Below are 12,620 nucleotides of genomic sequence, written 5' to 3' on the forward strand. Positions count from 1 at the left end.
ATATGATCGCATAACAGCATCCCAGAGCGCCGCTTTCCAACGTTGTGCGGCGTGAGGCAGCGAAACCGGGCAAGACCCTCTGTCAGCAGAGTTTTCTTGTACGTCTGCTTGGGGGAAATCATGACAGAATGGAAACTTCAGGGCGAGACGCTGGCCAATTGCAACTGTGATTTCGGTTGCCCCTGCCAGTTCAGCAGCCTGCCCAGTCACGGGAATTGCGAGGCCGTGGTCGTCTTTGACATCACAAGCGGCCATTACGGGGACACGGATCTTTCCGGCCTGCGCGCCGCGGGTGTCTACCACTGGCCAGGCCCGATTCACGAGGGCAACGGGCAGATGCAATTGATCATCGACGAACGGGCGGACGCCGATCAGCGTGCCGCCCTGCAGGCCATCATGTCCGGTGAGGACACCGATGAAATGGCCACCATGTGGTATGTCTACAGCGCCATGGCGCCGACCAAGCATGAGACGCTGTTTGCTGGAATCGATGTGAACTGGAGCCGCGAAGACCGGACCGGCTACGCGAAGGTCAAGAACGTGTTCGATGTGGACGTCAAGCCGATCGCCCATATCGTCTCGGGCCAACCGCACCGCGCGTCGATCCAGTTGCCACATGGCTTCGAATACCGCCACGCCGAGGTCGCCTCGGGAACGGCCAGGACAAGCGGTTCAGCCATAAACCTGACCTTCGAGTCCTCACATGCCCATCTGGCGCATCTCAATATCTCGGGTCACGGCGTTGTCGGGCCATAGCGCAGACGCGTCAGATCAGGCCCGCCCTGCCCGATCGGTCAGCCTCGAGCGAGTTCTGCGAAAAGAACGTCTGATTGTCGCCGGAAGCGTCCTTCTGATCGTTTCGGGTGCGGTCTGGTACACAGTCGCCGGTGTCGGAATGCAGATGTCGGCCCTCGAGATGACTCGGATGGCCGGTCCAATTGGCCAGCCCATGTCGATGGGTGCCGGCAACGTCTGGACGCTTTGGTACGCCGCACTGGTCTTTGCGATGTGGTGGGTGATGATGGTCGCGATGATGACACCCAGCGCGGCCCCAACTGCGCTGTTGTTTGTGGCGTTGAAACGGGTTGGGCCCGACAGGCAGCGCAGCGCCAGCTTCGGACTGGCCTTTCTGTCGGGGTATCTTTTTGCCTGGGCCGTGTTCAGCCTTGGGGCAACCGGACTGCAATGGGGCCTGCAACAGATCGGGGCGATGGATGGTCCGATGATGACCATCCGGTCCGGGATCCTGGCGGGCATCGTTCTGTGCGCTGCCGGGATGTATCAGTTCAGCGGGTTGAAATACGCGTGCCTCCGCCATTGCCAGAGCCCGGCTGCCTTTCTGATCCGCCACAACCGGCCCGGGCACTGGGGTGCGTTTCGATGTGGCGCCCTGCACGGAATTTACTGCTTGGGTTGCTGCTGGGCTTTGATGGCGCTGCTGTTCGTCGGCGGCATCATGAACCTTTGGTGGATCGTTGCAATCGCCGTCTACGTCGCTTTGGAGAAGCTGTTGCCCCGGGCGGGATGGCTGACGCCGGTCGTCGGTGTCGTTTTGTTCGGATTGGGAGCCTGGGTGTTGATCGCCGCATTGGTTTGATGCGGCAAGCCTGTCTTCCGGGCCAAGGAGCCGGCCACTTGGAGCGCTCTGTACATTTCGTTCACGAGGAGATCGTCATGCCTGTCTTCATCACTTATGCCTCTTATTCCAACGCCGGTGTCAAAGGGATGCTGAAGAAACCGGAAAACCGCACCGGGCCGGTGGCGGCGCTGCTGGAGAAGGTAGGCGGCAAACTGCTGGCGTTCTACGTGACGACCGGAAGCAATGACGTGGTGGTCATCAGCGAAGCTCCGGACGGAACGGATGCTGTAGCCGTTGGTATGGCCGTTGCGGCTTCGGGGGCGGTTTCGCGGGTCGAAACGGTTCGGGCCTGGTCGGCCGACGAATTTGTTGCCATCACCGAGAAGGCCTCGAAACTGGTCGCGGCCTACACACCGCCCGGAGGATGAAGAAAATACGCGCGGAGGGCCTGTAAGCCGGATCCTGTTCCGGGGTTGCCCCCTTCGATGACCATTCCTCTAGGCCGAGCATTGCTGCACGGCTCGAGCTGCCAACCCGGTCCCTCTCGGCCAAGGCGAGCCTAGCGGCGGTATCGGCTGACGCCGACCGGCCCGCGCGGGGACCCTATTCGGCATTGCTCCCGGTGGGGCTTGCCGTGCCGCCGCTGTTGCCAGCGGCGCGGTGGGCTCTTACTCCACCGTTTCACCCTTGCCACGATGTGCCAGAGGCGAACCTCCGATCCGTCATGGCGGTCTGTTTTCTGTGGCGCTTTCCGTCGGGTTTCCCCGCCCGGGCGTTACCCGGCACCGTTGCCTTGTGGAGTCCGGACTTTCCTCTCGGGCCTGAGCCCCAGCGGCCATCCGGCCCTCCGCGCGGTTGCCGGGTTAAACGTCCACCCGAATACCGTCAAGGTGTTCCATCAAACCAGCCAGTCGTTCGATGTCGCCCATATCCTTCTTGGACAGTGGCCCGCGCCGCCATGGGGCAAACCGGCTTCGGAACGCTTTCAGCAGGTCAGCGGTAGGGGCTTTGGGATACCCGGCTTTCATGGCAACGAACGCAAAATATTCGTCGTCTGGCGGCATTTCATCAAGGCATATACCCTTCAGAACGGATGGCCCGGCCGCCAGTTTCTGGTGCGCGAGACGATCCCAATCAAACTTGGGACCGGGATCAAACTTTCGCTCGGGGGCCATGTCCGAATGGGCGATAACGTTCCAAGGCTTGATCCCCAACCGCTCTTGCAGGTGTGAAAGCAGGTTTTCCAGCACCGCCATCTGCGGGTCGGAGAAAGGATGATCGCCGCGATTGTCGAGTTCGATCCCGATGGAGCGGGAATTGATGTCGCAGAACCCCCGCCACGCGCCTGCGCCGGCGTGCCAGGCGCGATCTTCCTCACGGACCATCTGCCAGATGGTTCCGTCGCAGCCGATCAGATAGTGGGCCGACACCTCGGAGACCGGGTCGCACAAACGCTCGAGCGCGGCTTGGGCGCTATTCATCGCGGTGTAGTGAAGCACCACCACAGATGGCTTCAACCCATCTCGGCGGGGGCCGAAATTGGGGGATGGGTGCCAGATCGGCGAGAGTTCAGTTGCCGACAGCACTGCGGAACGGGCTGGGGTCCCAGCCGCAGGCAAATCCGTCGCCATCCGGGTCCAGACCCTTGCGGTCGCGCTGGGGGCCACCATTGGCCAGGAAATCGATCTGGGCCTGGTCGGGCGATGCGTAGCCCGCGCAATTGCGTTGTGCCTTGGCCTGCAAATTGAACCCGGCTCGGCTATAGAGTTGTGTGCCTACTGGGTTGGTCGTGGTCAGAGCATATTGGACGATATTGGGCTGTCCGTCCGACCCGCGCTGAGGAACCGCCGTCGGCGCGACAACCTCGTATGTCTGACGGTTCTGCTGAATCAGCGCGGCATCATCCTGGATGCTGCGGCTGCTTGAGACCGCTGCGAAATCCTGCTCGTTCGAAATGCCGTTTGAGCTTACGGCCACCGGTGCAGTCGGCTGCGCCGATGTGCTCGCCAAGGCAGCCGCAGTCTGGTTGGCAATGTCCGTGGCGCTGTCGCCCGTCGTGAAGGGGGCGGGACCGGCTTCGGCATTCAACTGCTCCTGCGAAATGGCCGGGGGCGGCAGCAGCGGGTTGCCTGCTGCGCCCTGCCCGGCCAACTGCGCCTCGCGTTCGGCCTGATACTGCGGCGTGTTGAAGCCGGAGTCCGTAACTGGCGCCACGGTATCGCAAGCCGCGACGAACCCGAAGGCCGGAATGAGAAGCATTTTGCGCATGGAACTGCTCCGTCCTCGCGTTGTTACCGCTGCCTGAGGGTTACCACCATTTGCCCGGCTTGGCCACAAACCCGGCGGCATTCTCAAGCGCGTAAGCGGTATTCAGAAGGTCACCTTCTTCCCACGGACGACCGATCAGCTGCAGCCCCAGCGGCAATCCCTGCCCGTCAAGACCGGCGGGAACCGTGATACCCGGAAGACCCGCGAGGTTGACGGTCACGGTGAACACGTCGTTCAGATACATCTGCACCGGATCGGCCTCGGTCATTTCGCCCAGACCGAACGCCGCCGAAGGTGTCGCCGGGGTCAGGATCGCATCGACACCTGCGGCAAAGACGTCCTCGAAGTCTTTCTTGATCAGGGTCCGCACCTTGCGGGCGCGGTTGTAATAGGCGTCATAGAAACCGGCCGACAGAACGTATGTGCCGACCATGACACGGCGCTGCACCTCGTGGCCAAAGCCCTCGGCGCGGGTCTTTTCGTACATCTCGGTGATGCCATCGCCCTGCGCCAACGTCGCGCGGCGGCCATAGCGCACGCCGTCATAGCGCGCCAGGTTCGACGACGCCTCGGCGGGCGCGATTACGTAATAGGCGGGCAGCGCGTATTTGGTGTGCGGCAGCGAGATGTCGACGATCTCGGCCCCTGCGTCGCGCAGCATCTCGGCGCCGTCGGCCCAGAGCTTTTCGATCTCGGCGGGCATGCCGTCCATCCGGTATTCCTTTGGAATGCCGATTTTCTTGCCCTTGATGTCTCCGGTCAGCACGGCCTCAAAATTCGGAACAGCCAGCTCGGCGCTGGTCGAGTCCTTCGGGTCGTGCCCACACATTGCCTCAAGCATGATGGCCGCGTCGCGAACGTTCTTGGTCATCGGCCCGGCCTGATCCAGCGAGGACGCAAAGGCCACGATGCCCCAGCGCGAGCAACGGCCATAGGTCGGCTTGATGCCGGTGATGCCGGTAAAGGCGGCGGGCTGACGGATCGAGCCACCGGTGTCGGTTCCGGTCGCCGCAAGGCACAGATCGGCTGCGACGGCAGCCGCCGAACCACCCGAGGAACCGCCCGGGGTCAGCTGCGCGTCATCATTGCCGCGCCGCCAAGGGTTCACCGCATTGCCATAGACCGAGGTTTCGTTGGACGAACCCATGGCGAACTCGTCCATGTTCAGCTTGCCCAGCATCACCGCGCCCGCATCGGCCAGTTGCTGCGAGACCGTGGATTCGTATTCGGGCTTGAACCCGTCCAGAATCTTGGACGCAGCCTGCGACGGCACGCCCTTGGTGCAGAACAGATCCTTGATGCCGATCGGCAGGCCACACATGGCAGGCGCGTCGCCCGCCTTGATGCGCTCGTCTGCAGCCTTCGCACGCTCCAGCGCGATTTCCGGGGTCTTGTGCACGAAAGCGTTCAGGACATCGGCTGCGTCGATCGCCTTCAGGCAGGCCTCGGTCAGCTCGACCGAGGTCACATCTCCGTTGCGCAGGGCGTCGCGGGCCTCGGCAAGGCTCAGTTTGTTCAGATCGGACATGTCTTACTCCACCACCTTGGGAACCGCGAAAAAGCCCTCGCGCGCGTCGGGGGCGTTGGACAGGATCTTGTCCTGCATGTTCCCGTCGGTCACCACGTCCTCGCGCCGCTTCAGGCGCATCGGCGTCACCGAGACCATCGGCTCGACCCCTTCGACGTCAACTTCGTTCAGCTGTTCGATGAACCCCAGGATCGTATTGAATTCCGAGGCCAGCGCGGGCAACGCGTCATCCTCGACCTTGATCCGGGCCAGTTTGGCCACCTTGGCGGCGGTGCTTTGGTCAATCGACATGGGAAACCTCATATGCGTTACAGGGGCATTTACCCGTCTGATGCAGCAGTCGCAAGACCACTGAGCCACAGCGATTTGCCCAAAGCCCACGCGGTTGCCGCCAAGCCAAACAATTTTGAATACCCGCTATGCAAAAAAGTGAACGGATTAGTTCACTTTGACGATTGAAGCCGGCGCAAAAAGTTACTTTATGTACTGAACGAAACAGTTCAGTCCGGAGAATAATCATGAAACCCATGTTGATTGCTGTGTCCGTTGTTCTGACAACCGCTGCCGCGCCGGCCCTCGCGCTGGGGGTTCCCATGGGCGACCTGACACCGACGCTGACCTTCCCCGATCAGCACCCCTCGGATCAGGTGAGCCAGGAGAAATCTTCGCTCCGCAACTAACCCTACCGCTTCCCTGTTGGATCGGGCCGGTTCTCCCCCCTTTTTCCGCCCCGATCCTGCACCTGCCCTCGTGGCGCCGCCGGCCCTGAATGGGTCGGCGCTTTTTTTGTTGAAGCACGGTGCCCTATCGTTCATTCACTCAAGAGTGTCAGGTCAGCATGACCAAATGTCCCGAGGTGCCGTTGCCAAAGCAGGAGATGCCATGACAGAGCGCAAGCAGAAGGTTCTGGATGCAATTGATACGGCCAATTCGGCCGATCCCACCCAAGAAGACGGTCGCCCCGCAGCACTGATTTATGGCGAACGGATGAGCGCCGAGTTGGATCGACTGTTCCCCGACGCCTCCGAGCCGTTGCAGATCGCCGCGCGCGGCCAGCATGTCGAGCGTTGGAAGCTGGCCCGCTCGGCATACCCTGATGGGCGCGCGGGTTATCTGGCGTGGCGCAAAGCCCAGGCCGAGCATCACGCGCAGGTCGTGGCCGAGCTGATGTCCGAGGCCGGGTACGATCAGGCCGAGATCGACGCCGCCCGCCGCATGCTGCGCAAACAGGGCATCAAGCGCGACGACGACGTTCAGGCGCTGGAGGACGTGATCTGCTTTGTCTTTCTGAAGTGGTATTTTGCGCCGTTCGCCGCGAAACACTCGGACGAAAAGATCCAGCGCATCGTCGAAAAAACCGCCCGCAAGATGTCGGCCGAGGCGCGCCGACGCGTGCTGGACGAGTTCGACCTGCCCGAAGACCTGGCCCGCGCTTTCAAGGATTGACGCGTCATGACCGATGACATGCAGCTATTGATCGACCTGCACCTGCCCAACGACCGACAAGGCCCCGGCTGCGACGCGGCAACGGAAATGGCGTTGAAGTTGGCGGGTGTACAAGCCGATCCCGGACTGAAGGTCGCCGATATTGGCTGCGGCACCGGAGCCGCGGCCTTCTGCCTTTCACGCCATCTGGGCGCATCGGTGACGGCAGTGGATTTCCTGCCGGAGTTTCTGACCAAGTTGAACAGGCGAGCACAGGACTTGGGTCTGGCGGCCCGGGTTCACACCCTTGAGGCGTCGATGGAGGACCTGCCCTTCGACGATGCCAGCCTTGACGTGATCTGGTCGGAAGGCGCGATCTACAACATGGGGTTCGAAAACGGTTTGAACGCCTGGCGTCGGTTCCTGAAACCCGGCGGTGTCCTGGCCGTGTCCGAGCTGACTTGGCTGACCGATCAACGCCCCGAACCTCTGACACGGCACTGGGATGCCGCCTATCCCGAAGTTGCGACCGCCGGACGGAAGATCCGCCAGATTGAGACCGCCGGTTATGAACCTGTCGGCTATTTCCCGCTGGGCTCTGACTGCTGGATGGAGAACTACTATCTCCCCCTGAAACGCAGCTTCCCTGCCTTCCTCGACCGGCAGGGCAATTCCGAGCAGGCCAAAGCGCTTGTCGATGCCGAACAGGCCGAGATTGATTTGTACGAAACCTATTCCGACTATGTCAGCTATGGGTTCTACGTGGCACGGCGTCTGCCGGACTGACCGAATCCGTCATGGCCCGGCGGTAAACCTCGATCATCCAGCCCAGCATGGTGGCGTTCAGGAGGTGCCACATGAAATGCGTTCCCATCGGGATGCGGGCGCAAAGCGGAGCATCGAGCACGCGGAAAGTGATCGACGCGATCAGGATCACAGCCCCGACCGCCAGGCCCCGGGCCAATTGCGGCCTGCGCACGCGTAAAAGATACGCATAGATCAGGATCAGCAACGGCACCGGAGCATATGCGGACGAACCGCCCAGCCCGGGAACCAGCTGAAACACCGGTATGGTCAACGCCGCATAGGGGACGAACAAGGCCGTCAGCGCCGCCGCCTTCGGCGTGGATAGCTGCCAGATGTCCCGGTTCACCGCGAAGATATAGACAAGGATGAACAGCAGAATCGGCGTCGTATCCGCCAGCGCGGCCCAGACCTGCGCATGGGTATGAAACAGATAGCTGCCAATGCCAATCACCGCCAGAATGGCGACCAGCAGGTTGGCCAAGGGCAGACCCTGCCCCCGCACCCGCCGCCACATCACCCATGCCGCCAGCAGAAAGGCCGCGTTGGTCACGGCGTTTACGGGTTCGGCCCAATAGGCCGGCGACAGGCGCTCGCAATAGCCGTCGATTTCTCGCATCCAGTCCATGGATTTTTACATAGCCGATGCTAGGCTGACCCTGAACCGGTTTCAGGAGGGTCTTTCATGAAAATCATCTGGTTGGGGCATGGCAGCTTCCGAATTCACGCGGCGGGGCAAGTCCTGCTGATCGACCCCTGGCTCAGCGGCAACCCGATGCTGCCCGAGGATCAGCACGAGGCCGCCGTCCAAGGCGCCACGCATATCCTGTTGACCCACGCGCATTTCGACCACGTCGCCGACGTTCTGCCGCTTGCCAAACGCCTGAATATTCCCGTGGTGGGCCAATACGACATCATGGCCCATTGGGCCGAGGCCGAAGGGATCGAGACCATCGGCTTCAACAAGGGCGGCCGGGTCGACCTGAACGGGGTCAAGGTCGACATGGTGCCGGCCTCGCACAGCTCGACTTTCGCCACACCCGATGGCCCGCGCGCCGGTGGGTCCGAGGTGGGGTTCATCCTGTCGGCCGATGGTCACACGGTCTATGTCTCGGGTGACACCACGATCATGGCCGACATGGAGTGGATCGGCGACTATTACAAACCCGATATCGGCATTTTGTCGGCGGGCGGCTATTTCACGATGGACATGAAAGCCGCCGCTTACGCCGCCGGGCGGTATTTCGACTTCAAGGCGGTGATCCCCTGCCACTACCGGACTTTTCCGATCCTGGAACAATCCGCCAAAGACCTGGCGGATGGGCTGCCGGGCGTGACCGTCATCGAGCCCGAGGTCCTGCAGGAGATCGAGCTTTGACACCCGCGCTGGTCTTCTCGGCGGAAGAATACGCGGCGCGGCTGGCCAAGACCCGGTCCGCGATGGCCCAGCGGGGTGTCGAGACCCTGCTGGTTGCGGACCCGTCGAACATGGCCTGGCTGACGGGCTATGACGGCTGGAGCTTCTACGTCCCGCAGGTGGTGATCGTCCCGCGCGACGGCGCGCCCTTGTGGTGGGGCCGGACGCAGGACAAGCCCGGCGCGGCGCAAACCACCTGGCTGGACCCCACCGACCTGCACGACTGGCCCGAAGAACATGTGCAGCACCCCGACCATCACCCGGTCGAGTCGCTGGCATCGCTGCTGCGCACGCGCGGCTGGACGACCCACCTGGGTGTCGAGATGGACAATTATTACTACTCGGCCGCCAGCCACCGGATCCTTGAGACCGCGTTCGGCCGCGATGCGCTGGTCGACGCGACCGGGTTGGTGAACTGGCAGCGCGCGGTCAAAAGCGAGGCCGAGATTGCCTTGATGCGCAAGGCCGGTCAGTTGACCGCTCATATGCACGCGGTGCTGCGCGACGGGTTCCGCGCCGGGATTCCCAAGAACGTGCTCGTGGCCGAGGTTCAGGCGGCGGGCATCGCCGGGCTTCCGGGGCTTGCGGGCGACTATCCAGCGATTGCGCCCATCGCGCCTTCGGGGGCCGAGGCCTCGGCCTCGCACATCACCTGGAACGACCGTCCGCTGACACCGGGCGAGGCGACCTATTTCGAAATCTCGGGCTGCCATCGCCGTTATCACTGCCCGGCCAGCCGCAGCCTGTATCTGGGTGACCCACCCGCCGATATCCGGCGCGCGGAAACCGCGATCCTGACCGCGATCGAGGACACGTTGGCCGCCGCCCGCCCCGGCGCCACCTGCGAAGAGATCGCCGCCTGCGTCTATGACAGCTTTGCCCGGGCCGGCTACATCAAAGGCAACCGCACCGGCTATCCGGTGGGCCTGAGCTATCCGCCCGATTGGGGCGAGCGCACCATGAGCCTGCGCCCCGGCGACAGCACCGTTCTGCAGGACAACATGACCTTTCACCTGATGCCGGGTCTGTGGACACCCGATTGGGGCCTGGCCATCACCGAAACCTTCGTGGTCACGCCGACGGGCGGGCAACCCTTGGCCGACATACCCCGCGAACTGGTCGTGAAACCGGCCTGAGCGCGCCTCAGCCCTTAGGCCCGCCGCCGTCGCGCTGCGCGGCAAAGAATTCGCGCAGCAAGCTGGCGCAGTCCTCGGCCGCGATTCCGTCATAGACGTCCGGCCTGTGATGGGCCTGAGAGTGCGAGAACACCCGCGCCCCATGCGCCACGCCACCCGATTTCGGATCGTCGGCCCCGTAATAGACCCGCCGGATCCGCGCCGCCGCCAGCGCCGCGGCGCACATGGCGCAGGGCTCCAGCGTGACATACAGGTCATGCCCCGTCAGCCGCTCGGACCCGACGGCGCGACAGGCGGCGCGCAGGGCCAGGATCTCGGCATGCGCGGTCGGGTCGTGCAACTCGCGCGTACGGTTGCCGTCAGCCGCGATGATCCGCCCGTCGGGCGCCACGATCACCGCGCCCACCGGAACCTCGCCCCGATCACCTGCAGCGCGCGCCTGTTCCAGCGCCTTGTCCATATGCGTTTTGAAGACCATGCCCCTGACTGCCCCAGAAACCCACCTTTCGCAAGCCGCGCCGATGCGCTATGCGCAGGGCATGAGCAACACCCCTCCTCCTGGCGACCGGATCGCCAAAGTGCTGGCCCGCGCCGGCATCGCCTCGCGCCGCGAGGCCGAACGCATGATCGAAGCCGGCCGCGTGACCGTGAACGGCAAGACCATCGACAGCCCGGCGCTGAACGTCACGCCCAGCGACAAAATCACCGTCGATGGCAAACCCGTGGCCGAGCCCGAACCCGCGCGTCTGTGGCTGTATCACAAGCCAACCGGCCTTGTGACCACGAACCGCGACGAAAAAGGCCGCCCTACGATCTTCGACAATCTGCCCGAGGACATGCCCCGCGTCATGAGCGTCGGCCGACTGGACCTGAATTCCGAGGGCCTGCTGTTGCTGACCAATGACGGGGGCATCAAGCGCAAGCTTGAATTGCCCTCGACCGGCTGGCTTCGCAAATACCGGGTGCGGATCAACGGCCGCCCCAAGGACGAGGATTTCGCCCCCCTGCGCCAGGGCCTTGTGATCGAGGGCGAAAAGTTCCAGCCCATGACCGTGACGCTGGACCGCCAGCAAGGCGCGAATGCATGGCTGACGATCGGACTGCGCGAGGGCAAGAACCGGGAAATCCGCCGCGCGATCGAAGACATCGGCTTTACCGTGAACCGGCTGTTGCGCGTGTCCTACGGGCCGTTCCAGCTGGGCAATCTCAAACCCGGCGAGGTCGAGGAAATCCGCCGCCGCGTTCTGCGCGATCAGCTGGGGCTGGAACCCGAAACCCCACCGGCTGCTGCGAAACGCCCAAGCCGCCCTCAAAGATCCCGCAGACCGGTCGGCAAGAAATCACGCAATTGACGCGGGTTATCGAACCTTCCCCCTAGCGCCAAGCCCCTTGATCCCCTAGGTTTTCAAGGGGACAACCGCAGTTGGAGGACGTCATGTCCGGGACCGGAGTGCAAAATATGGCCTACGCGGCCCTGCTGGTGCTGTTGTTCGGCGTCTGCACCGGTTGGCTTGGAGGGCTCTGACGCCATGGCCAAGCGATACGGCGGAAAGTTCAGCCCCGACGGCCAGTCTGACGCCGACGCGCCCGCCCCGCGCGGGCAATACGATGGGGCCCGGGTAAACCCGGTCGGCGCACGCGCCAATGTCATGTTCGTTCCGGCGATCCCGCTGGTCTTTCTGTCGCTGAACGACGGCGCGATCGGGATGACCCTTGGATTGGTCGCCGCCGGCATTCTGACCGCTGCAGCTTTTCTGCTGCGCGAAGGGCTGAAGGCCGAGGATGCTTACAACGCGCGCCGCACCGCGCGCCGCCCAGCCTTTCCACGCAAGATCTTCTCATCCGTTTTGACCGGGCTGGGGGTGGGTCTGGCCGCCTATCGCAACGACTATTTGGATGCCGAGGCCGCCAGCCAGGTCAGCCTGCTGGCGCCGGTCTTGTTCGGCGGCGTGGCCACGGCGCTGCATTCCGCCGCCTTCGGCCTCGACCCGATGAAAAACAAGGGCATGGAGGGTGTGGACACCTATCAACAGGACCGGGTCGCCCGCGTAGTCGAAGATGCCGAAGCGCATCTGAACCAAATGACGGATGCCATCAAACGGGCCGGCGACCGCAGGATCGAAGCCCGGGTCGAGCGGTTCCAAACTACCGCCCGCGACCTGTTCCGTACGGTCGAGGAAGACCCGCGCGATCTGGCCGGTGCCCGCAAATACCTGACCGTCTATCTGCAGGGCGCCCGCGATGCGACGATCAAGTTTGCCGATGTCTATGCGCGCACCCGCGACCCTCAGGCTCTGTCCGATTACTCGGCGCTGCTGGACGACCTCGAGCAGAATTTTTCGGCCCGCACCCGAAAGATGCTATTGGATGACCGCAGTGATCTGACGGTCGAAATCGACGTGCTGCGCGAAAGGCTGCAGCGCGAAGGCGTCCGGCTTGACTGACCGGCCAAACCAAGAACAG

16 protein-coding genes and 1 other RNA gene are annotated in these 12,620 nt (G+C 63.2%); 10 read left to right on the forward strand and 7 right to left on the reverse strand.

The features are described 5' to 3' along the window. Positions 1–120: 120 nt before the first annotated feature. Genes AC2FNZ_RS13175 through AC2FNZ_RS13185 form a run of 3 tightly spaced genes read left to right on the forward strand, consistent with a single transcriptional unit; the run spans position 121 to position 2,007 of the window. Positions 121–756, forward strand: a complete 636-nt coding sequence (locus tag AC2FNZ_RS13175) for a DUF1326 domain-containing protein (protein WP_496840913.1) — start codon at positions 121–123, stop codon at positions 754–756. Next, positions 704–1,597 (forward strand): DUF2182 domain-containing protein, encoded by an 894-nt coding sequence (locus AC2FNZ_RS13180; RefSeq protein WP_496840914.1) that lies wholly within the window; start codon positions 704–706, stop codon positions 1,595–1,597. The genes AC2FNZ_RS13175 and AC2FNZ_RS13180 overlap by 53 nt, the downstream gene beginning before the upstream one ends. A 38-nt stretch (positions 1,598–1,635) precedes the next feature. Beyond that, positions 1,636–2,007, forward strand: coding sequence for a GYD domain-containing protein (locus tag AC2FNZ_RS13185; RefSeq protein WP_496840915.1), 372 nt, complete (start codon positions 1,636–1,638; stop codon positions 2,005–2,007). A 7-nt stretch (positions 2,008–2,014) separates the two neighbouring features. Here the strand turns inward: AC2FNZ_RS13185 and rnpB are convergent. From rnpB to gatC, 5 genes are all read right to left on the reverse strand, one after another. Next, an RNA gene (gene rnpB / locus AC2FNZ_RS13190) (RNase P RNA component class A) lies at positions 2,015–2,430 on the reverse strand. A 12-nt stretch (positions 2,431–2,442) separates the two neighbouring features. Further along, positions 2,443–3,210 (reverse strand): N-acetylmuramoyl-L-alanine amidase, encoded by a 768-nt coding sequence (locus tag AC2FNZ_RS13195; protein WP_496840916.1) that lies wholly within the window; start codon positions 3,208–3,210, stop codon positions 2,443–2,445. Beyond that, a complete protein-coding gene (locus AC2FNZ_RS13200) occupies positions 3,149–3,847 on the reverse strand; it encodes a hypothetical protein (protein WP_093964748.1) in 699 nt (232 codons plus the stop codon). The genes AC2FNZ_RS13195 and AC2FNZ_RS13200 overlap by 62 nt, the downstream gene beginning before the upstream one ends. Before the next feature lie 40 nt (positions 3,848–3,887). Beyond that, a complete protein-coding gene (gatA, locus tag AC2FNZ_RS13205) occupies positions 3,888–5,375 on the reverse strand; it encodes an Asp-tRNA(Asn)/Glu-tRNA(Gln) amidotransferase subunit GatA (RefSeq protein WP_496840917.1) in 1,488 nt (495 codons plus the stop codon). Positions 5,376–5,378: 3 nt separating this feature from the next. Next, positions 5,379–5,666, reverse strand: a complete 288-nt coding sequence (gene gatC / locus AC2FNZ_RS13210; protein WP_005981734.1) for an Asp-tRNA(Asn)/Glu-tRNA(Gln) amidotransferase subunit GatC — start codon at positions 5,664–5,666, stop codon at positions 5,379–5,381. A gap of 227 nt (positions 5,667–5,893) precedes the next feature. On the opposite strand from gatC, the gene AC2FNZ_RS13215 reads away from it, so the two are divergent. The 3 genes from AC2FNZ_RS13215 (at position 5,894) to AC2FNZ_RS13225 (ending at position 7,586) form a co-directional block, all read left to right on the forward strand. After that, positions 5,894–6,055, forward strand: coding sequence for a hypothetical protein (locus tag AC2FNZ_RS13215; RefSeq protein WP_496840918.1), 162 nt, complete (start codon positions 5,894–5,896; stop codon positions 6,053–6,055). Positions 6,056–6,257: 202 nt separating this feature from the next. Beyond that, a complete protein-coding gene (locus AC2FNZ_RS13220) occupies positions 6,258–6,821 on the forward strand; it encodes a DUF4202 domain-containing protein (RefSeq protein WP_496840919.1) in 564 nt (187 codons plus the stop codon). Positions 6,822–6,827: 6 nt separating this feature from the next. Continuing rightward, on the forward strand, positions 6,828–7,586 hold the full coding sequence (locus tag AC2FNZ_RS13225) for a class I SAM-dependent methyltransferase (RefSeq protein ID WP_496840920.1): 759 nt from the start codon (positions 6,828–6,830) through the stop codon (positions 7,584–7,586). Here AC2FNZ_RS13225 and AC2FNZ_RS13230 read toward each other — a convergent pair. Continuing rightward, positions 7,546–8,232 (reverse strand): ceramidase domain-containing protein, encoded by a 687-nt coding sequence (locus AC2FNZ_RS13230; RefSeq protein WP_496840921.1) that lies wholly within the window; start codon positions 8,230–8,232, stop codon positions 7,546–7,548. The two genes, AC2FNZ_RS13225 and AC2FNZ_RS13230, sit on opposite strands and share 41 nt — an antisense overlap. A gap of 57 nt (positions 8,233–8,289) precedes the next feature. Here AC2FNZ_RS13230 and AC2FNZ_RS13235 point away from each other — a divergent pair, with 57 nt between their 5' ends. Together AC2FNZ_RS13235 and AC2FNZ_RS13240 are read left to right on the forward strand one after the other, a co-directional pair. Further along, entirely contained in the window at positions 8,290–8,982 is a 693-nt protein-coding gene (locus tag AC2FNZ_RS13235; protein ID WP_496840922.1) for a metal-dependent hydrolase, read from the forward strand. Further along, on the forward strand, positions 8,979–10,157 hold the full coding sequence (locus AC2FNZ_RS13240; protein WP_496840923.1) for a M24 family metallopeptidase: 1,179 nt from the start codon (positions 8,979–8,981) through the stop codon (positions 10,155–10,157). The genes AC2FNZ_RS13235 and AC2FNZ_RS13240 overlap by 4 nt, the downstream gene beginning before the upstream one ends. 7 nt (positions 10,158–10,164) lie before the next feature. Here AC2FNZ_RS13240 and AC2FNZ_RS13245 read toward each other — a convergent pair whose 3' ends face one another. Continuing rightward, positions 10,165–10,635 (reverse strand): nucleoside deaminase, encoded by a 471-nt coding sequence (locus AC2FNZ_RS13245; RefSeq protein ID WP_496840924.1) that lies wholly within the window; start codon positions 10,633–10,635, stop codon positions 10,165–10,167. Here AC2FNZ_RS13245 and AC2FNZ_RS13250 point away from each other — a divergent pair. Beyond that, on the forward strand, positions 10,634–11,509 hold the full coding sequence (locus AC2FNZ_RS13250; RefSeq protein ID WP_093964740.1) for a pseudouridine synthase: 876 nt from the start codon (positions 10,634–10,636) through the stop codon (positions 11,507–11,509). The two genes, AC2FNZ_RS13245 and AC2FNZ_RS13250, sit on opposite strands and share 2 nt — an antisense overlap. Before the next feature lie 177 nt (positions 11,510–11,686). Beyond that, a complete protein-coding gene (locus AC2FNZ_RS13255; RefSeq protein WP_496840925.1) occupies positions 11,687–12,601 on the forward strand; it encodes a 5-bromo-4-chloroindolyl phosphate hydrolysis family protein in 915 nt (304 codons plus the stop codon). Positions 12,602–12,620: the final 19 nt, after the last annotated feature.

This window comes from Ruegeria sp. SAZA006, assembly GCF_059613465.1.